At 51.1% G+C, this 18987-nt stretch carries 16 protein-coding genes; 8 read left to right on the plus strand and 8 right to left on the minus strand.

Features of this window, described 5'->3' with window-relative positions:
* Positions 1 to 216 precede the first annotated feature (216 nt).
* Together Q0418_RS00940 and Q0418_RS00945 are read left to right on the plus strand one after the other, a co-directional pair.
* The gene (locus Q0418_RS00940) at positions 217 to 1128 is read left to right on the plus strand and encodes a TIGR01212 family radical SAM protein (RefSeq protein ID WP_298481668.1); all 912 of its coding nucleotides are present in this window, start codon (positions 217 to 219) and stop codon (positions 1126 to 1128) included.
* 533 nt (positions 1129 to 1661) lie between these two features.
* Positions 1662 to 2081 carry a hypothetical protein gene (locus Q0418_RS00945; RefSeq protein WP_298481669.1) on the plus strand — a complete coding sequence of 140 codons (420 nt, stop codon included), beginning with the start codon at positions 1662 to 1664 and terminating at the stop codon, positions 2079 to 2081.
* A gap of 695 nt (positions 2082 to 2776) precedes the next feature.
* On the opposite strand, the gene Q0418_RS00950 is transcribed toward Q0418_RS00945, so the two are convergent.
* The 7 genes from Q0418_RS00950 to Q0418_RS00980 form a co-directional block, all read right to left on the minus strand.
* Positions 2777 to 4690, minus strand: a complete 1914-nt coding sequence (locus Q0418_RS00950; protein WP_298481670.1) for a protein kinase domain-containing protein — start codon at positions 4688 to 4690, stop codon at positions 2777 to 2779.
* A gap of 392 nt (positions 4691 to 5082) precedes the next feature.
* Positions 5083 to 6357 carry a methionine gamma-lyase family protein gene (locus Q0418_RS00955; protein WP_298481671.1) on the minus strand — a complete coding sequence of 425 codons (1275 nt, stop codon included), beginning with the start codon at positions 6355 to 6357 and terminating at the stop codon, positions 5083 to 5085.
* A gap of 3 nt (positions 6358 to 6360) precedes the next feature.
* Positions 6361 to 7146 carry a GNAT family N-acetyltransferase gene (locus tag Q0418_RS00960; protein ID WP_298481672.1) on the minus strand — a complete coding sequence of 262 codons (786 nt, stop codon included), beginning with the start codon at positions 7144 to 7146 and terminating at the stop codon, positions 6361 to 6363.
* A gap of 5 nt (positions 7147 to 7151) precedes the next feature.
* Positions 7152 to 8186: a M42 family metallopeptidase gene (locus Q0418_RS00965; protein WP_298481673.1), complete on the minus strand. Its 1035-nt coding sequence runs from the start codon at positions 8184 to 8186 to the stop codon at positions 7152 to 7154.
* Positions 8180 to 9199, minus strand: a complete 1020-nt coding sequence (locus Q0418_RS00970) for a M42 family metallopeptidase (protein WP_298481674.1) — start codon at positions 9197 to 9199, stop codon at positions 8180 to 8182. Before Q0418_RS00970 ends, Q0418_RS00965 begins: the two co-directional genes overlap by 7 nt.
* Before the next feature lie 3 nt (positions 9200 to 9202).
* Positions 9203 to 10594 carry a UDP-N-acetylmuramoyl-L-alanine--D-glutamate ligase gene (gene murD / locus Q0418_RS00975; RefSeq protein WP_298481675.1) on the minus strand — a complete coding sequence of 464 codons (1392 nt, stop codon included), beginning with the start codon at positions 10592 to 10594 and terminating at the stop codon, positions 9203 to 9205.
* Positions 10595 to 10683: 89 nt separating this feature from the next.
* A complete protein-coding gene (locus tag Q0418_RS00980; RefSeq protein WP_298481676.1) occupies positions 10684 to 11346 on the minus strand; it encodes a peptidylprolyl isomerase in 663 nt (220 codons plus the stop codon).
* Between the two features lie 619 nt (positions 11347 to 11965).
* Between Q0418_RS00980 and Q0418_RS00985 the strand changes: the two genes are divergently transcribed.
* The 3 genes from Q0418_RS00985 (at position 11966) to Q0418_RS00995 (ending at position 14534) form a co-directional block, all read left to right on the plus strand.
* The gene (locus Q0418_RS00985) at positions 11966 to 12340 is read left to right on the plus strand and encodes a hypothetical protein (protein ID WP_298481677.1); all 375 of its coding nucleotides are present in this window, start codon (positions 11966 to 11968) and stop codon (positions 12338 to 12340) included.
* A gap of 461 nt (positions 12341 to 12801) precedes the next feature.
* On the plus strand, positions 12802 to 13494 hold the full coding sequence (locus tag Q0418_RS00990; RefSeq protein ID WP_298481678.1) for an iron-sulfur cluster assembly scaffold protein: 693 nt from the start codon (positions 12802 to 12804) through the stop codon (positions 13492 to 13494).
* A gap of 20 nt (positions 13495 to 13514) precedes the next feature.
* Positions 13515 to 14534, plus strand: a complete 1020-nt coding sequence (locus tag Q0418_RS00995) for a GGGtGRT protein (RefSeq protein WP_298481679.1) — start codon at positions 13515 to 13517, stop codon at positions 14532 to 14534.
* Between the two features lie 1623 nt (positions 14535 to 16157).
* Here the strand turns inward: Q0418_RS00995 and Q0418_RS01000 are convergent.
* The gene (locus tag Q0418_RS01000; RefSeq protein WP_298481680.1) at positions 16158 to 17408 is read right to left on the minus strand and encodes a tyrosine-type recombinase/integrase; all 1251 of its coding nucleotides are present in this window, start codon (positions 17406 to 17408) and stop codon (positions 16158 to 16160) included.
* Positions 17409 to 17790: 382 nt separating this feature from the next.
* Between Q0418_RS01000 and Q0418_RS01005 the strand changes: the two genes are divergently transcribed.
* The 3 genes from Q0418_RS01005 to Q0418_RS01015 form a co-directional block, all read left to right on the plus strand.
* On the plus strand, positions 17791 to 17985 hold the full coding sequence (locus Q0418_RS01005) for a hypothetical protein (RefSeq protein ID WP_298481681.1): 195 nt from the start codon (positions 17791 to 17793) through the stop codon (positions 17983 to 17985).
* Between the two features lie 228 nt (positions 17986 to 18213).
* Positions 18214 to 18480: a helix-turn-helix domain-containing protein gene (locus tag Q0418_RS01010; protein ID WP_298481682.1), complete on the plus strand. Its 267-nt coding sequence runs from the start codon at positions 18214 to 18216 to the stop codon at positions 18478 to 18480.
* 30 nt (positions 18481 to 18510) lie between these two features.
* On the plus strand, positions 18511 to 18987 hold a 477-nt coding region (locus tag Q0418_RS01015; protein WP_298481683.1), incomplete at its 3' end, for a replication protein.

Below are 18987 nucleotides of genomic sequence, written 5' to 3' on the forward strand. Positions count from 1 at the left end.
ACCCCGAATCCGTCAGATGTGGTGCAGATTTGCGACAGATTCACTTGCGGAAAAACGCAGGAATACTTTGTGTATTTCAAGTTTTTCCGCAAGTGAAGATGGCGTAAAGATGCGCCGCAGATGATGGGTGAGCGGGTTTTTAGAGATGACCTAAGCGAAAAAGAACCGGTGGGTCTCCTCTCCTTTCCCACCGGTTCTTTGTCTGGAGTTGAACATATGCAGCCCATGCGATATCACACCCTCAGCGACCATTATCACAGTTATTTCGGACGTCCCATACAAAAAGCCGTCATTGACGCCGGATTCACCTGCCCCAATCTGGACGGCACAGTCTCTGTAGGCGGATGCATTTTCTGCGACGGCGGCAGCGGTCACTTCACCCACCCCGGTACCATTACACAGCAGCTGGAACAGGAACGCCTGCGGATACACAAGACCCACCCCCATGCCGGTCTCATTGCCTATTTCCAGGCGCACACCAACACCTACGGCACACCGGCATATCTGCGGCAGTGCTACGCCGAAGCCCTGGCACAGCCGGATGTCGTAGGACTTGCCATCGGCACCCGTCCGGACTGTCTCCCGGAACCGGTACTGGATATTCTGGAGGAATTCTCGGCGAAAACTCACCTGACGGTGGAACTCGGGCTGCAAACCATCCACGACAAAACGGCAGCGATAATCAACCGTGGCTATCCCTACGCCGTATTTTTGCAGGCATTCCGGGCACTGCGCCGCCGGCACATCCGTATCTGCGTCCATCTCATCAACGGTCTCCCCGGCGAAATGGATGCGGATATGCTGGAATCTGCCCGTGCAGTAGGTCAGCTGCGACCTGACGGCGTGAAACTCCACCTCCTGCATATTCTGAAGGATACACCCCTGGCTGACCTCTGGCGGCAGGGCAAAATCCAGACACTTTCCCAGGCGGAATATGTCCAGATCACCGCCGGGCAGCTGACCTTATTGCCGGAAGAAACCGTCATCGAACGGCTGACAGGTGACGGCGCATCGGAGCAGCTTCTGGCACCCCTCTGGAGCCGGAACAAATCTGGCGTGCGCAACGCCATCGGGCAGCACCTGAAACAGACCGACTGCTGGCAGGGGAAATATTTCAGCGAAACATAATGGGCTGTTGTAGAACAGCAAAATCCTGATTTACGGGTCGATATGGGCATCGCACCGTTTTCCTGTTGGATTTTGACTGCTTGCAACAGCCTCTTTTTTACGCAAAAAATCCGGAACAGGAGACCTCCATTCCGGATTTGCAACATATTCAATTTAAGTAAAGTTGAAAGAACTTTCATTCTTTCGCAAGCGTTTCGATTGGACTCACTCCTCACGTTGTTTCGTACCGTACACAAATTCGCTTCAAAAACCACATATGAAACACGCCCTTTCTTCTGAACACGCTTCTATGATTTTCTTCGTACAATACCGATCAAGCCATGGGACTCACCTTTCCTGTATTCAATTTCAGATAACACAGAACGCTTCTTCCATGGGACTCACCTTTTCTTCGGAGATTTTTTACCCAAAAATCAAAACAATTCACTTCATGGGAATCACCTAAAGTTTGTTACTTGGTTCCGATCAGCATATATAATAAAGACAATTCTGTCGGAGATTCAATGCCGTCATCGCATTGAATTGGAAATCATATGCTGCCAATTCCAATAACAGATTTGCGGCGTAAACAGTTGCTTACGTCATTCATCGGATTTCACGGCTCACAAATTCATTATCATTTCCTGAGTGCCCTCAACCGGTCAGAACCGATTCCTCGCTACCCTCTTATTCTTGTGCAGCCGACGAAGTATCCGACGCTGACAGCATATGCAGCTGTGACTCTTCACTTGCCATCGGACCTCGCCCTCCTTTTTGATGTAAAATCGTTTCCGCAAAAGGATGAAACCTTAGACCTTGGGAAACCTATCGCTTGGGAACCCATCGCCTGGGAGCTTCTCGCCAGCTCCTGTTCGCTGTTCCCTTTCCTTGATATTATCTTACCACATACGCAAGTGAAAGTCAACAGTTTTTTACGCGTTTTTTCAGTAAAAAACAGCAGTTTTTACAAATGAAAGAGGATTCAGCATTTCACTTTCCTTTTGTAACCGTGTACATGGTAATATTATGTTTCTGTCACCTGAATTAAATACCTAACGTGTGACTTTTTATATTTTTACCTTGTTACATTGCTTGCATCTCTGAAAGGAAAACAGAAATATCACGATACACCCGGATGCGTGGACAGAATGAAAATCCCCATTGTAGTACATTGTCACGCCTAAAACTTTACCTTTGATTTCAAGAAGCGTAGGGCGGGGGCTTGCTCCCGCCGTTTCTGAACATGACAGAAGCCCACTGTAGGGGCGGATATCATCCGCCCGCCGTATTTCCAACAATCACAAATTGCACGAATTCTGTGCAAATATAGGGGCGAACTGCGTTCGCCCACAAATCACCGGAAGCCACCACGGGCGAACAATGTTCGCCCCTACTACAAAGTCCCACTTAAAACCTTATCTTTCTACAATTGAAAAATTCAGATAAATACGGCGGGAGCAAGCCCCCGCCCTACGCTTCTGATTTCCAGACAGGAAGTAAAGTTTTAAGCGTGACAATGTAGTTGGGGCGAACACAGTTCGCCCCTACATTTGCCATGATACCACAAATTCCAGGTGCATGATACCCACATTTCAGGACACGGCACGCCCAACAATAAAAAAATGCAGACCAACATCGCTGTCAGTCTGCATGATACATACAAATCATATTACTGTGCCGGAACTTCCGGGGCGGCAGGCGCTTCCGTTACAGCCGGTTGTTCTGCCGGAAGGGTGGTCTGTACCGGCGGCTGTGTCTCTGCCGGCGGTTCTGTGGTCGGCGGCTCAGTGGTCTCCGGAACCGGATTGTTGGCATAGTACACAATGACCTGATAGTTGTCGTTCAGGTTCACAGTGTCGCCCGGAGTGACCTCGGTCTCCTGACCATTCTTGGTGATAACAACACGGATAATGCCGCCGTTGCTGTAGCCCTGGTTTTCTTCTGCCACGGTGGTATAGGGAATGTGCAGTTCGTCCAGTTTTTCGGAATAGGAGTTGACGCCGTGACCGGAATAGGACGGGATCTCCACAGTTGCCGGACCCTTGCTGACCTGTACCTTTACAGGACGGGAAGAATCGAAAGTTGCACCGGCTTCGAATTCCTGCCAGCAGATCTGACCGGCAGCATATTCATCGCTGAACACTTCCTCCACGTCAAAGGAGATCCAGGAGGCGTACTGACTCTTCTGATTCTCGAAATTTTTCCCCAGAAGGCTGGGCATAATGCTGTCGCCGGTAGCTTCTTCTGTGGTTGCGGCTTCTGTTTCCGCAGGAAGTGTTTCCTGGGTCACAGCCGTTGTCTGCAAGGCAGAGGATTCCTCGCCGCTGTCGAAGAGATCACCTGCAAAGACAAAGACGCAGATGAGCAGCACCAGCAGGAGAACGATACCGACTATAATAGGCACTTTCAGCCGATCCACTGCCCCGGCTCTCTGGGGCTCGTCATAGTCCTCTTCCTGGTAGTCGTCATAGGCATAATCATCGGAATAGCCTGTGTCATAGTCGGGATATTCCTCTTCCTCATAGCCGTTGTAGGGTTCATCGGCATAGGGCATCTGATCCTGGGGCTCATAGTTCTGACCATAGCCCGGGTCATAGCCGCCATAGATCATATCCTCCTCTGCGGCATGTTCATCGAAGAGACGTGTCACAAGCTCTGTCACCGTCTGGGTACGCTCAGAACCGTTGAGATTCAGTCCCTGCATAATGGTATTGGACACATGGCGGGGCACATTGGGATTCAGCACTGCCGGTGCCACCAGGTTATCATTTTCCATACGGCTGATGGCAGAGGGCGGCATAGAGCCGGTGAGGACACGATAAATCACGGCGCAGACGGCATAGACATCCGTCCAGGTACCCTGTCTGCCGTTTGCGGCATACTGTTCCGGTGCGGCGTAGCCGTTGTAGATCTCGCACTCCAGTTCCGTATTGGCGGTACGCACTGCCGCAATGGAAAAGGCGGTGAGAATGAGTTCCCCTTTTTCCGTCACATAAATGGTATCCGGTGAAATGGCACGGTGTACCACGCCGGAATTATGCAGCAGGCTCAGAGTTGTCATGAGAGGCGGCAGCATCCGGGACAGCTGTCCCCAGGTCAGCTCCCCGGCATTGTCTTTCAGATAGTCCACAAAGCGAATGCCGCCGATGTATTCATCCACCACATAGGTGGTATTATTTTCCGCAAAAAGATCCACCACAGTGCTCACATGCACCTGACCCCGCAGACGTGCCAGGGATTTGTGCAGCTCTGTGAATTCTGCCATAAGTGCCTTATACTGCGCCAGACGTGCCGGAATGACGCTGATGACCGGCGAGCCGGTGACACGGTTGCAGAGGTTGTGGGGCATATATTCCCGCAGCAGCACCTTACAGCCGATGGACTGGTCATAGGCGAGATAGGTGATACCCTCGCCGTTTGCGGCAAGTGCCACGCCTACGATATAGCGCTGATTCAGCTGTGTACCTGGAATAATAAAAGACGGGTCACTCGGAGATTGGTCATAATATCCGCAATTCGGGCAGACACCCCCGGAAAATTCCGTGCGTTCCATACAGCCAAAGCATAGTTTCCGTTCTCCCAAAGCGATACCTCCTGTTTTTCTTCATTGCTAATTGGGCAGGAAAATGCCGTGAAAACAAATCCTGCACATTTTATTCTACCAGTAACACGAATGGATGTCAACTGTTTTTCGGTAATTTTCTGGCGTCACTGCCTAAATTGTAGCCATTTGTAACATTTTTGATACTGTTTCGGTACAATACAAGGGTAAATATCAGACGGGCGGATGATATCCGCCCCTACATTTGCAGCGTTACCGCCGGTTTTGCCTATCACATATTATAAAACAGAAACCCATTGTAGGGGTGACCATTGGTCGCCCGCCAATATCCACCCGCAAAGATCATGATCTGCCTCCCCTGAAAGGGGAGGGGGACCATTGCGCAGCAATGGTGGAGGGGTATCCAACCAGAATTAAAGGGAAATCAGACCCTGTTCCAGAAGCTTCTGTGCCGCAAGAAGGATGCCGATCTTGCCGGAGGTGTAAGTAATGCCGCCCTGCATCCAGACGGCAAAGGGTTCCCGGATGGGGGCATCGGCGGACAGCTCAATGGACGCACCCATGGTGAATGCGCCTGCCGCCATAATGACCTTGCTGGTATAGCCTGGCATATCCCATGCTTCGGGTACCACAAAGGCATCTACCGGCGATCCCTGCTGGATACCCTGACAGAATGCAGTCAGGCGTGCCTCATCCCCCAGCTGGATGGCTTCCACAATATCACCGCGCACCTCGCCCACCTTGGGGTAGCAGGAAAAGCCCAGCTGACCGAACAATGCCGCTGCAAAATCCGCTGTTTTCAGGGCACTTGCAGTGGTATCCGGGGCATGGAAAAAGCCCAGGTACAGTTCCCGGTTCATCTCCAGTGTACAGCCCACTTCCTTGCCCATACCGATACAGGTGAGCCGTTCGGCGCACTGCTGCACCAGTTCTTTCTTCCCGGCAATATAACCGCCGGTACGTGCAATGCCGCCGCCCACATTTTTGATCATGGAGCCGATCATGAGATCGCATCCCACCTGTACCGGCTCACGTTTTTCCACAAATTCCCCGTAGCAGTTGTCCACCATAATGACAGCCTCCGGGTTCGTACTGCGTACCAGCTTTGCCAGACGTTCAATCTGAGGCGTGGTCAGTGCCGGACGGAGAGAGTATCCCCGGGAGCGCTGGATATATGCCACCTTTGCACCACGGACTGCTTCGGGTATTGCGTCATAATCCGGTGTACCGTCTGCCAGAAGCGGCACTTCCTCATACTGCACGCCGAAATTTTTCAGGGAACCGCTTTTCTCATCTCCGGTCAGACCAATGACACCCTCCAGGGTATCGTAGGGACGCCCTGTGAGGGAAACCATCTTATCCCCGGTACGCAGGATACCGAAGAGTGCCACGCTCAGTGCATGGGTGCCGGAGACGAAATTGTGACGTACCAGCGCATCCTCTGTGCCGAATGTATTGGCTACCACCTGATCGAGGACTTCCCTGCCCTGATCGCCGTAGCCATAGCCTGTGGTGCCGTAGAAACACGGCTCACTGACACGGCTCTTCTGAAAGGCAGCCAGTACCTTTGCCCCGTTATAGGCGGCGTTTTCTTCTATTTTCGCAAAGTCATCCCGACAGCGTTCCTCTGCCTGTTCCGCCGCTTCCAGCAGACGGTCGTCCAGAGGGAAAAATTCCTGTATCTCCATGGATCACAGTGCTCCTTTCTCTTGTTCCTCTTTTTGGATATCCTGTCGCTCCAGCACATATTCCGAAGCGATCTCCTGAAAGCCGATCTCCCGGTAAAAGCTGATGCGTACATCCAGTGCGAACAGTACTGCCTGTTTCCCCTGCTGTGCCAGCTGTGCGGCTGTCCAGCGGAGAAAATCCCGGGCGTATCCACTGCCGCGCTGGGCACGTCTGGTTGCCACCTGTCCCACCAGAACGTAATCCTTCCAGTCGTAGATCAGTGTCAGGGTGGAGCTGTTCTTATAGGTCAGCACCCGGCTCATACCGTGGCGGCAGCGATGGGATACATCCGTCAGCCACAGGGAATATTCCAGCAGATTGGGAAAGCCCTCCTGCAAGATCTCGTAGACATCCTGCAATTTCGGCGCTGTATTCACGTCCTCCGGGCAGAACTGCTCCGAAGTTGCCGCAGGCGTCAGGGCAAATGCCGCACGGTGCAGCTTCTGGTAATTGGGTATCTGTCCCAGTGCGTCCAGCAAAAAGGGCGGACATTCCACACGGAATGGCAGATGCATGGCAGTAAAGGCGCAGATCTCCTCCGCAGCCACGTTCTCCTCCGCACAGATCAGGAGCGTGGCATTGAACAGGAACATCCAGCCCCTTCCCTCCGGGGATGTCACCCGGAAAAATCGGCAGAAATCATAAGTACCGCCGTATGCTTTCTGGTAGGCAAGCATCTGTCTGCCACGCCAACTCTGTTCCAGAAAGGCAATCTCTCCGGCAGTAAACGATGTGATTTGTTGTATCATAAGGATTATACTTCTTCCATGAGTTTTTCCAGTAAGATGGGAATGAGCCTTGCACAGGCGTCCAGATCGTCCAGGTCGGCCAGGCAGGACGGCGAGTGGAGATAGCGGCAGGGCAGGGATACTGCCAACGTGCGCACGCCTCCACGGCTCACATGAATGGCACCGCTGTCATTGCCTCCGGCGATACGGGACTTTGTCTGGCAGGGTATGCCCTCTGCCTTGCAGATCTCAAAAGTAAGACGGTACATCTCCCGATCGTAGATGGTACTGCGATCCATGAAGGATACCACAGGGCCGCCGCCCAGACTGCATACTCTGGCATCCCCCTCAGCCCCGGCAATATCCGCCGCTGTAGTTGCCTCCAGTACCAATGCGAATTCCGGTGCTACGGTATACGCCGCAGCCTTTGCCCCACGCAGTCCGATCTCCTCCTGCACCAGAAATGCCGCTGTGAAATCATAGGGCACATCCTGTTCCAGCAGATGCAGGAGCAGTGCACATCCGGCACGGTCGTCGATCGCCTTGCTGCATATGCGGTTATCCCCCATCTCCCGGAAATCCGGTGCAAAATAGGCATAGGTGCCCTCGGTGATGCCGGCAATCTTCCGTACTTCTTCCCCGGAAGATGCGCCGATATCCAGCGTCAGGCTGTTGAATTTGGGCAGTGCGTCCTTTTCCTCCTTGGACAGCAGATGCACCGGCTTTGCACCAATGACACCGGGAATCCGTTCCCTGCCCACCAGTACCTGCCTTCCCATGGCCACAGCTGCATCCACGCCGCCTACCGGTGCGATACACAGGGTACCGTCTCCGTTGATGTGGGTCACAATAAGCCCTACCTCATCCATATGGGCACTAATCATCAGCTTATGGGGGGCACGATCTCTGCCGTGCTTCTGCACCAGCAGACTGCCCAGTGGGTCGATCTCCCAGGAGACATGGTCGGTCTGCTCCAGAACGTGGATGATATATTCCCGGACTGCCCCCTCATCGCCGGATACGGCACAGAGATCGCATAATTCTTTCAAGTGTTTCAGCATGTTCCGCACCTCCTGAGATACGCCGCCAGCAGCTTGCCTGTTTCTTCCACATCCGAGATCTGAATCACCTCAGAGGGCGTGTGCATATAGCGCAATGGGATGGAGACAGTTCCTGCACAGACACCGCCTCTTGTGACGGAGAACCGGTCTGCATTCGTCCCCGTCATACCGGACATGACCTCCGGCTGCCATGGAATATGCTCCCCTTCTGCCGCAGCGATCAGTGCATCTGTCACGCCACGGCACAGGGACGGCGAGATACCGATCATAGGACCGCCACCCATTTTGCCGCACTTCACCGGGTCGTCACCATGTCCCAGCGCAAAGGTCACGTCTACGGCAAGGGCAATGTCCGGGTCGATGGTATATGCACCGATGGTCGCACCACGTTCCCCGGTCTCCTCCTGTGTGGAAAAGAGGACGCTGACGGAACAGGGCAGTGCTTCCCCTGCAACCAGTTCCAGTGCGTACAGAATCGCCGCCATACCGCAGCGGTCGTCCAGAGAACAGCCGGCTACCCTGCCGTATTCCAGGGCACGCAGGGGCATATCAAAGGATACGCTGTCTCCCGGTGCGATCCACTGTTCCAGCTCCGATTTTGCATAGCCTGTATCAATGGCAAGCTCCGTGACGGAGAGCACATGCTCCTCACCGCCCTGCAGATGGGGCGGAATACAGCAGATCACCCCTGGGATATCCCGTTTGCCGTGGAGCATCACACGCTGTGCCGGCATGAGACGATAGTCCATCCCCCCTGCATTGCCCACCCGGACAAAGCCGTCCTCGGTAATGGCTGTCACCAAAAAGCCCACCTGATCCATATGGGCATCCAGAAGTACATGAGGTTTTTCCGGACTGCGCTCCCCCAGAATCCCCAAGACATTGCCCTGGGTGCATTCCACCTGATCGCAGTAGGGTTCCAAAAGTGCAGCGGCAGTCTGTGCAATGGGCATCTCACTGCCGGAAACACCGGCAGGAGCAGTCAGCTGGGTCAGTACTGTGATAAAGTCCATGTCTCAGTGCAGCTCCTTTACCAGATTTTTGTAGTGGATACCACGTGCCTCGAAGTTGGGATACAGATCGAAGCTGGCGCATGCTGGAGAAAGGGTCACAATATCCCCGGACTTTGCACGTTTCCGTGCCTCCTGGACAGCCTCTTCCATGGAGCTGACGTGTACCAGTTCCGGTGCGCCCTCCTGATAATACTGACTGCCCCGAATGGCAGTCTCGATCTTCTCCGCAGTGACACCCATGAGGAGCACCAGCTTCACCTGCTGGCAAACCGTATCCGCCATGGGTTCAAAGGGAATCTTCTTGTCATAGCCGCCCATAATCACAATGAGCTTCTGGGAGAAGGAACGCAGTCCGGCGAGTACACGTGTGGGACTTGTGGCGATGCTGTCGTTATACCACTTCACGCCGTCCAGTTCCCGGACGAATTCAATGCGATGCTCCACACCGCCGAAGTTCTTTGCCACATACTGGATATCCTCCACGGAAACCGTACCCCAGACCGCATCGATGGCTGCCAGATAGTTTTCCACATTGTGCATCCCCGGAATACGGATATCGTCCTTGTGTACCACAGGCGTTACGCTGTCCTGTTCGGTATAGCAGAGCATGCCGTCCTCCCGGAGGAAGGTGCCGTATTCCGGCTTTGTGCGGCGTGAGAAGGTGGTCAGGGTGCCACGTACCATGGATGCCAGCGCCATGGTGGGTTCGTTGTCCAGGTTGAGTACCGTCCGGGAGAAGGCATCCTGATGGGCAATGAGGTTGGTCTTGGCGTAGATATATTCCTCCATGGTACCGTGAACATCCAGATGATTGGGTGCGATATTGGTGATCACCGCCACATCCGGAGACTGGCGCATGGACAGCAGCTGGAAACTGGACAGCTCCACCACAGCGGCATCCTCTTCCCGGATATCTTCAATGATGGGCAGCAGGGCACGGCCGATATTTCCGCCCTTGTGTACCCGGAATCCGGCACGGGACAGGAATTCGGAGATCAGTGTGGTGGTGGTAGTCTTTCCGTCAGAACCGGTGACGGCGTAGATCTTGCAGGGGCACAGGGAGAAGAATACCTCCATTTCGGAAGTGATCACAACCCCGGCTTTCCGTGCCTCCTGTAATTTTGCATTATGATAGTACATCCCCGGCGAACGGAATACCACATCGAAATCCGTGAGGCTGTCGAGATAAGTCTCCCCCAGACGGAAGGAAACCCCCAGCGCCTGGAATTCGCCGTAAGTATCCCCCAGCTGTTCCGGGGACTTTCTGTCCAGCAGGGTTACATCAATACCCTTTTTGCGGAACAGGCGGATGATGTCGCCGTTTGTGACGCCGGTGCCGATGAATGCCACACGGCTCTGCTGCATGGTCTCAAAAAAACGAGTGATTTTTGACATACTGGATTCCTCCCAAGTGTTACACGGACAGCACAGCAGGCACGCCCGACCCGGATACGTGCCTGCTGTAGACCATTCGCAATACAAAATTATTCTGCGCTGCTTTCGCCGTTCAGAAAGTCGTTCATGGTGATCTGGACACGGGGATTGCCGTCGGCATCATCGTCGATCATCTTGACTTCTTCCATAATAATGGGGCTGTTGGGAGAGGACAGAGCGCCGTCACCGCCCAGAGAGCGTTCCACTTCCAGGAAGGAATCCACAATCTCCATGCCCTCGGTCACCTTACCGAAAGCGGCATATTGTCCGTCCAGGAAGGTGCAGTCGTCAGTATAGCAGATGAAGAACTGGCTGGATGCACTGTCGTAGTCCTGAGAACGTGCCATAGATACAACACCTCTGGTGTGGGAGAGGTTATTTTCCACGCCGTTCAGCGAAAATTCGCCCTTGATATTCTCGCTGCTGCCGCCGGTGCCGTTGCCGTTGGGGTCGCCGCCCTGTGCCATGAAGTCCTCTACCACACGGTGGAATGTCAGCCCGTCATAGAAGCCATCTTTCACCAGTTTCTCGAAGTTTTCGCAGGTGATGGGAGCCACATCGGGATACAGCGTGATGATAAAGGAATCGCCGTCTGCGGTACTGCCGGCATCCGCAGAGCCGCCCTCCGACTTGGAGCCGCAGCCGCCCAGTGTTCCCATGAGAAGTGCCGCACTGACACAGAGTGCCAGATATCTGAAGCCGTGTTTTTTCATATGAATTACCTTCCAATCGTATCAAGTTTTTTTGCAGTTCCAGCCCCGGACATACGCCGCCCGTGCCGTCTGCACACGAATAATATTATTATAACACTTTTTGCGAGAGAATGCAAGTATTTCTTTTTGGCAGGCACGGAAATCGATTTTTTGTTTCAATTCAATCACCCCTCCACCATTGCTGCGCAATGGTCCCCCTCCCCTTTCAGGGGAGGCAACTAAGGGGAGCTGGCACGACGCAGCCGTGACTGAGGGGTTCTTTCCTATAAAATTGATTTCCGTGTTTGGCAGGGGTGAAAAATCAATTTTATGATATATATATGATATCATCAAACCTGTGAACTGTAGGGGCGAATATCATCCGCCCGCCATAGCCCCAACGACCACAGCCAATCCGAGGCGAATGCAGGCAAGTTTCCGGTGGGCAGACAGATTGATTTCCGTATTCCGGTTCCAGAAAAAACTTACCAAAGAAGTTCCAAATATGCAAGAAGTTTATGGCAAAAAATTCAAAATCATCTGGTATGATAAAATTGTTCCCAATTGACTGCTCGCTGTATGCATTTTCCCACCGGTCTGCCGCCGGATCGGCGGTGCCGGATGTCAAAAGGAGCAGATTATGATTTCATGGCGCTCTCCGCTTTTTTCTGCGGCGCTTGCACGTGAAGTGAGACAGATCTATACCATGCAGGTCCAGTCCGGACATGATGCACGGGAAGCAACTGATGTGGTGATCCAGCGGTATCAGGAAGAAGAACCGCCCAGAGAATCGGCTCCGGTTTTCTGGATGTCCCTGGCTGCGGTGCAGCTGGAGTGCGGCGCACTTCTGCCAGAGGTACGAAGCCATGCGGTCTATTGGATCAACCAGATGCTCGCGCTGCCCATGGAAAAGCTCTCAATGCTGAGCGAGGACGATATCTGTGCCTGCATGCGTGATGTCTGTGCGCTGAAATGCTGGATCTTCCGCGAAAAAAACGATGATACAGTCGATTAGTCAATATTTTCTTGAGCAACACCGCACAAAACCGTCAGGCGGTCTTTGCGTGGTGCTGCCCTTGTTTTTGCCGCAGTGTTTTGTGGGCAATACCGTGCAGAGATCGTGCGGTGATGCCATAGGCAATACCGCACAAAGATTGTGCGTCAGATGCGCCGTCAGATTTTTCGTCAGATGAAACAAAAAGCGCAGTGAATACTTTGTGTATTCACGAGCATTTTTGTGAAATATGACGGAAAAGATGCAAGCATATGACGTGCAAAGCCGTCAGGCGCTCTTTGTGCGGTGTTGCCCATATTACACAGCGGCTTCTTTTTTTGGGAAATGCGCAGATTTTCTCCGGCTTTTTTTGAAAACGAATATTTTACAGAAAAAAAGCTTGATTCCCGGCGGAAAATGTAGTATAATGATTTTGTATGGCGAAAACGCATACAATGCCACACCATGAAAGGAGTTTGACCATGATTTATTCAAACGAAGTAAACGAGATGTGCTGTGTAAAGCAGGGCGTTCAGCACGGCGCAGCACCGATCCCTGAGGAAGCAAAGTGGGTAAAGGCAAAGGAAATCAGCGATATTTCCGGTCTGACACACGGCATCGGCTGGTGCGCTCCGCAGCAGGGTACATGTAAGCTGACCCTGAACGTAAAGGAGGGCATCATTCAGGAGGCTCTGGTTGAGACCATCGGCTGCTCCGGTATGACACACTCCGCTGCTATGGCTGCTGAGATTCTGCCGGGCAGAACTGTTCTGGAAGCACTGAACACAGACCTGGTCTGCGATGCCATCAACACCGCAATGCGTGAGCTGTTCCTGCAGATCGTATACGGCCGTTCTCAGAGTGCTTTCTCTGAAGAAGGTCTGCCCATCGGCGCTGGCCTGGAGGATCTGGGCAAGGGTCTGCGTTCTCAGGTTGGTACCATGTACAGCACCCTGAAGAAGGGCCCTCGTTACCTGGAAATGACTGACGGCTATGTAACTGCTATCGCACTGGACGAGGATGACGAGATCATCGGCTATAAGTTTGTCAACTTCGGCAAGATGATGGACTTCATCAAGGCTGGCGATGATGCAAATACGGCTTTCGAAAAGGCACAGGGTCAGTATGGCCGTGTGGCTGACGCTGTCAAGTTTGTAGACCCGAGAAAAGAATAAGAACAGGAGGATACATACCCATGGCATTATTTGAATCATATGAGAGAAGAGAAAAGCAGGTTCTGGCTGTTCTGAAGGAATACGGCATCGACTCCATCGAGGGCGCTGCTGAGGTCACAAAGGCTGCCGGCCTGGATGTATACAAGATGGTGGAAGGCATTCAGCCCATCTGCTTCGAGAACGCAAAGTGGGCTTATACTGTCGGCGCTGCCATCGCAATCAAGAAGGGCTGCCGCCGTGCTGCTGACGCTGCTGCTGCAATCGGCGAGGGTCTCCAGGCTTTCTGTATCCCCGGCTCTGTTGCTGACCAGCGTAAGGTTGGTCTCGGCCACGGCAACCTGGGCAAGATGCTCCTGGAAGAAGATACAAAGTGCTTCGCTTTCCTGGCTGGCCACGAGTCCTTCGCTGCTGCTGAGGGTGCGATCGGTATCGCTGAAAAGGCAAACAAGGTTCGTAAGGAACCCCTCCGTGTTATCCTGAATGGTCTGGGCAAGGACGCTGCACAGATCATCGCAAGAATCAATGGCTTTACTTATGTTGAGACCGAAATGGACTACTACACCGGTGAGGTCAAGGAAGTATTCCGCAAGTGCTACTCCAAGGATGCAAACAGCCCTCGTGCAAAGGTTAACTGCTACGGCGCAAACGATGTTACCGAAGGCGTTGCGATCATGTGGAAGGAAGGCGTTGACGTTTCCATCACTGGTAACTCCACGAACCCCACTCGCTTCCAGCACCCGGTTGCAGGCACCTACAAGAAGGAATGCATCGACAAGGGCAAGAAGTATTTCTCCGTTGCTTCCGGCGGCGGTACAGGCCGTACCCTGCACCCGGACAACATGGCTGCAGGCCCGGCTTCCTATGGTATGACCGACACCATGGGACGTATGCACTCTGATGCACAGTTCGCAGGTTCTTCCTCCGTTCCGGCACACGTAGAGATGATGGGTCTCATCGGCATGGGCAACAATCCTATGGTTGGCGCTACGGTTGCTGTTGCTGTTTCTGTAGAAGAGGCTGCTAAGGCTGGCAAGTTCTAAGAAACGCTGCGGTTTTTTCCGTATCAACGAAAATGAGCATCTCGGCTTGGGGCTGGGATGCTCTTTTTGTGTAATGGTTGAAATGGCGGTAACGGGGCATACTATCCGTGAGGTGAGAAATATGCTGGAGAAACAGCCCAAGGCAAATACAGAAGCCAAAATCAGCAAGAAGGACTTCAAACAGAACCAGGAACACAATGTGAAAAAAGAAGCTCTGGGGCCGAATACAAGGCAGAATTAAACCGGGCGTTTTATGGAAAATCGTAGGGGCGAACTGTATTTGCTCTTGCTTTACCGGAGAATGTCCGGCGGGCGAACAATGTTCGCCCCTACATGATTTTTTGAAAAGAACCCTTGACAGATGCTGCGTTATCGGGTATACTATAAGGGAAGAGAGCATATCGCTTCGGCGGTCAGCTCCCCAAGTTTAGAGATTATAGAAATAACCGTCCAAGTTGGCTGCTGGGGCGGTTATTTCCGTTTATTGTTGCTGTTTTGCAGAATAATAATAATCTGGCAAACGACCATGAGTAAAGTTAAAAACTCCATCCATGTCATAAAGCAACACCTCCCTTACACCGTATCACTACGGCTGGGAGTTGGATTTGACCGCCTATACACATATACAATATGTATCCGCGTAGGATATGCTCTCTTCGTGTTCTATGATACAGGATACGACTGGAAATGTCAACGAATATTTTACAAAAAAGGGACTGCTGCAAGGACAGTAAAATCCTGGTTTACGGGTCGATGCAGGCATCGACTCCTACAAAACGTCACGCAAATTGTGGTAATTTGTAGGGTGTGATGCTCACATTGCACCGTTTTCCTGTTGGATTTCGACTGCCTGCAATAGTCCCTTTTGTTGTACTGTTAAAAAAATCATACAAACAAAAAAACGCAGCCCCGGAACAATTCCAGAACTGCGTAAAAAATTGGTCTGAGTGACCCGACTTGAACGGGCGGCCTCTACCACCCCAAAGTGTAGAAACGTTTTTTCAATCCTGCTCAAATCTGCTGAAAATAACGCAATATCGGTATGTTTTCAGTTTTCACTTATTGGCTTTTGTCGTGCACTATGGCGCACAATTCTATCTTTGGCGCACAAATGGCGCACACAAAAGCGCACATACAAAAATGACTTATTCCGTGCTTGTGCTCAATTGGTTTCCATTTCTGGAAAGCGACTTTCAGACAGAAAAGTCCAAAAGCCTAACCGCCAGATCTGACGAATAGGCAATGCAAGCCGGTTTCTATTTTCTCAGAAAACGGCTTTCTCTCAAAAATGAGCAAAAGCTATTACTCAAAATTGAGTAAAACTGAGAAGCAGTGTTTTAGTCTATGCATTGGATTTTCAAACTCGCTCAAAATTGAGCGGGTTCAGATATAGTTTTCGCTACTCAAATTTGAGTATGTCAATGATGCACACCCTCTGCACGGATAACATTTTTGTACATCGTTCTTACCACATGTTCAAAAGCCCTCAGAATCACCATATACAAGTGCAAAGAATAACCCTATAAATTTCACAATGAGCAAGCTAAAACGCCATACAGAGCCGCACAGTGTGCTTACAGACAAAATAACCGCCACTGGAATACATCCGGTGACGGTCTTTTTTTACGCCTGTTTCTGTTCTGCCTGTTCCCCTGCATCTTTCGGATGCTTTGAGCAGGTCAACAGCATATCTTGCAACACGCAAGCCGCTTCTTCGTCTGCCTCTGCAAGACAATGCAAGTATTTGTTCGTGGTTTCAATGTCTCCATGCCCAAGCCGCCCCTGTACCTGTTTCAGGCTGACACCGCCATACAAGAGCAGCGTTGCCGATGTATGCCGCAGGGCGTGGAATTTTCTATGCTGAAAGCCATGGCGTTTCAGGAACTTTGAAAACTGCTTTGTGGGGGTCTGTGGGTTCATCATTTCGCCGTTATCCTGTGTAAATAGCCAGCCGCCCTCATGCCAGTATGTCCCCAACGTGCGCCGCTGCAGCCGCTTTTCCTGTTCCAAGCGGTCAATCAGTTCAATGCACTGCGGACTCACTGCAACAGTTCTCACTTCATAATCTTTCGGCGGCTTTATCTCTGGTGGCTGTCCGGTTCGTTTGATTGCAGCACGTTCTATGGTGATCTTGTTGGATTGCCTGTCGATGTCTGAGAATTTCAGGGCAACCAGTTCCCCACGGCGTGCCCCTGTGATGATTGCAAGCTGTATCAATACTTGAAATTGCAGCGGCTCCCCCTCCAGCGCCTCCAGCATGGCGGCGGCTTCCTGCTTTGTGAAAATGTCAATCTTCGGGGCAGTAACTTTCGGAATGTCCAGAAGTTCCGCCCGCGCCGGGTTCTCTGTGAGAATGCGCCGCTTGATTGCCAGCTTCATGATGGATTGCAATATAGTAAGATTCCGCCGAACCGTTGCCGGTGAAAGATGCTGCCCTGTTTCTGTTCTGTTTCTGTTCATCTTGTCAACGTTGCAAAGCTGTTGTATGAAAGCTTGCACGTGTACCGGCTTTATATCCTGTAATTTGAAATGACCGAGAGCAGGAAGTATTTTTAATTCAATTGCCCTGCAATAATAGTCATAAGTAGTTGGAGAAAGAGCCGGCTTTTTCTGCTCCAGATACACCGGCACAAATTCCGCAAGGGTGATTCTGGTGGCATTGCCGGCAAGTCCTGTCTTGCACTGTTCCTCGAATCGCAGCGCCTGGCGTTCTGCCTCTTTATCCGCCTGCCGTTCTGTCAGATTGACAGGGCTTTTCCATGTATGCACATAAGGTTTCAGGCGTTCTCCCTCTGTCGTGTAGCCACGATAGACGCGGAAAGTATAGGAGAATGTGCCGTCTTTATTCTGTCGTTTCCTGCTCCATTTGGGCATGCTTATTACCTCCATGTAAATGCAAAAATAATAATTCATTTATATATGTTTCTGATTTTATAACAGGCATAAATTACAAAAGCTTAATATGGTTCTGAACGAATAATCATTATAAAACAGCTTTTTTTATAACGCAGAATGAAAAATGATGATAAGAATTATTTGTTGCGCAACTATTTTTCGCATAATATAGCTATTTATCGTATGATTTTTATATCAGAAATACAAATTTTCTCTTTTTGGTGTTTCGTGTTTTATAAAGTTTACAAGCGGCTTTTTTTGCTGTAAAATATAATCATCATCAAGCGAATTATACCACGACTTGACAACGATTGCAACCCCATTTTCAAAAAAACCTTATATATTTCTGGAGGTGAAAAACATGCGAGGAGATCTGAAAAATATAAACTTGCGAAAGACAGCAAAAAAAGCCGGTGTTTGTTTCTGGCAGATTGCCGCCCTCTGGGGCGTATCTGAGGCATACATGACACGTTTCATGCGCCGTGATCTGACAGAAGATGAGAGCCGCCGCTTTCTGGATGCGGTGAAGACAATTGCATCAAATGAGCAGGCGTAAACCAATCTAACAAAGAGAAAAACCCACAACTTGACCGCCGGAGAGCCGGCAGAAAGGACGAACATATGCGAGGACGAGAACCACCAGAAAAAAAGAAAAAGCGTGCATTCCTGCGGCAACAGGAACACACGCAAAATGCTTATTCAAGGAATGTCAAGCATGAAATATAGCCTGCTCATAGTATACCACATTTTGAGCAGGTTTACAATACCACGGAGGTAAAATATTATGGATAACACAACATTTACATATATAATCCCCCACATGGAGAACATCGACACAACAGCGAAAGCCTTCGGGCTGTCCTCCTACACCGTGCGGAAACTGGCGCGAAGCAAGCGAGGGGCAGCCTTTACCGTGAAGATCGGCAGCCGGTACTTGATCAATCAGGCGAAGTTTGCGGCGTTTCTGAACTGTGAACCACTGGAGCAGGGCACGGCAGAACCAGCGGAACAGCCGGCAAAGGGTATCCAGCCGGTGCCGGTGCGGTTATAATCCCGGTTACCGTGAAAAGGCGGTGATAGCGTGGCTAGTCCGCAGAAAGAAAACGGGTATACGGCGATTGCGAATGAGTTGCTGGAACATATCTATTCTGCTAGGTTGACGTGTCTTGAATTAAAAACAATTCTTGTGATTTTACGTTATACATATGGTTTCAATGGGAGAAAAGAAACTGAATTATCGTATTCATTCATCGCAAAAGCAATTAGCATACAACGAAGAAACGCTATACGCAACATCTCATCTCTTGTTGCGAAAAATATGATATTCATAACAGGAAATCGCGGTGAACATGACGGTAATATTATACGATTTAATAAGAATTATGATTCGTGGATTTTACCTAGTGTCGCCAGTGACACTAGTGTCATGTATGACACTACCCCTAGTGTCGTATATGACACTACCCCTAGTGTCACCAGTGACACCCAACAAAACAAGAATATAACCTTAATCCGCAGACTTGAAATCCTGCCACTTTTCAAAACCACAGAAATATGG

It is taken from the genome of uncultured Ruminococcus sp. (assembly GCF_937915125.1).
Taxonomy (GTDB): domain Bacteria; phylum Bacillota; class Clostridia; order Oscillospirales; family Ruminococcaceae; genus Ruminococcus_C.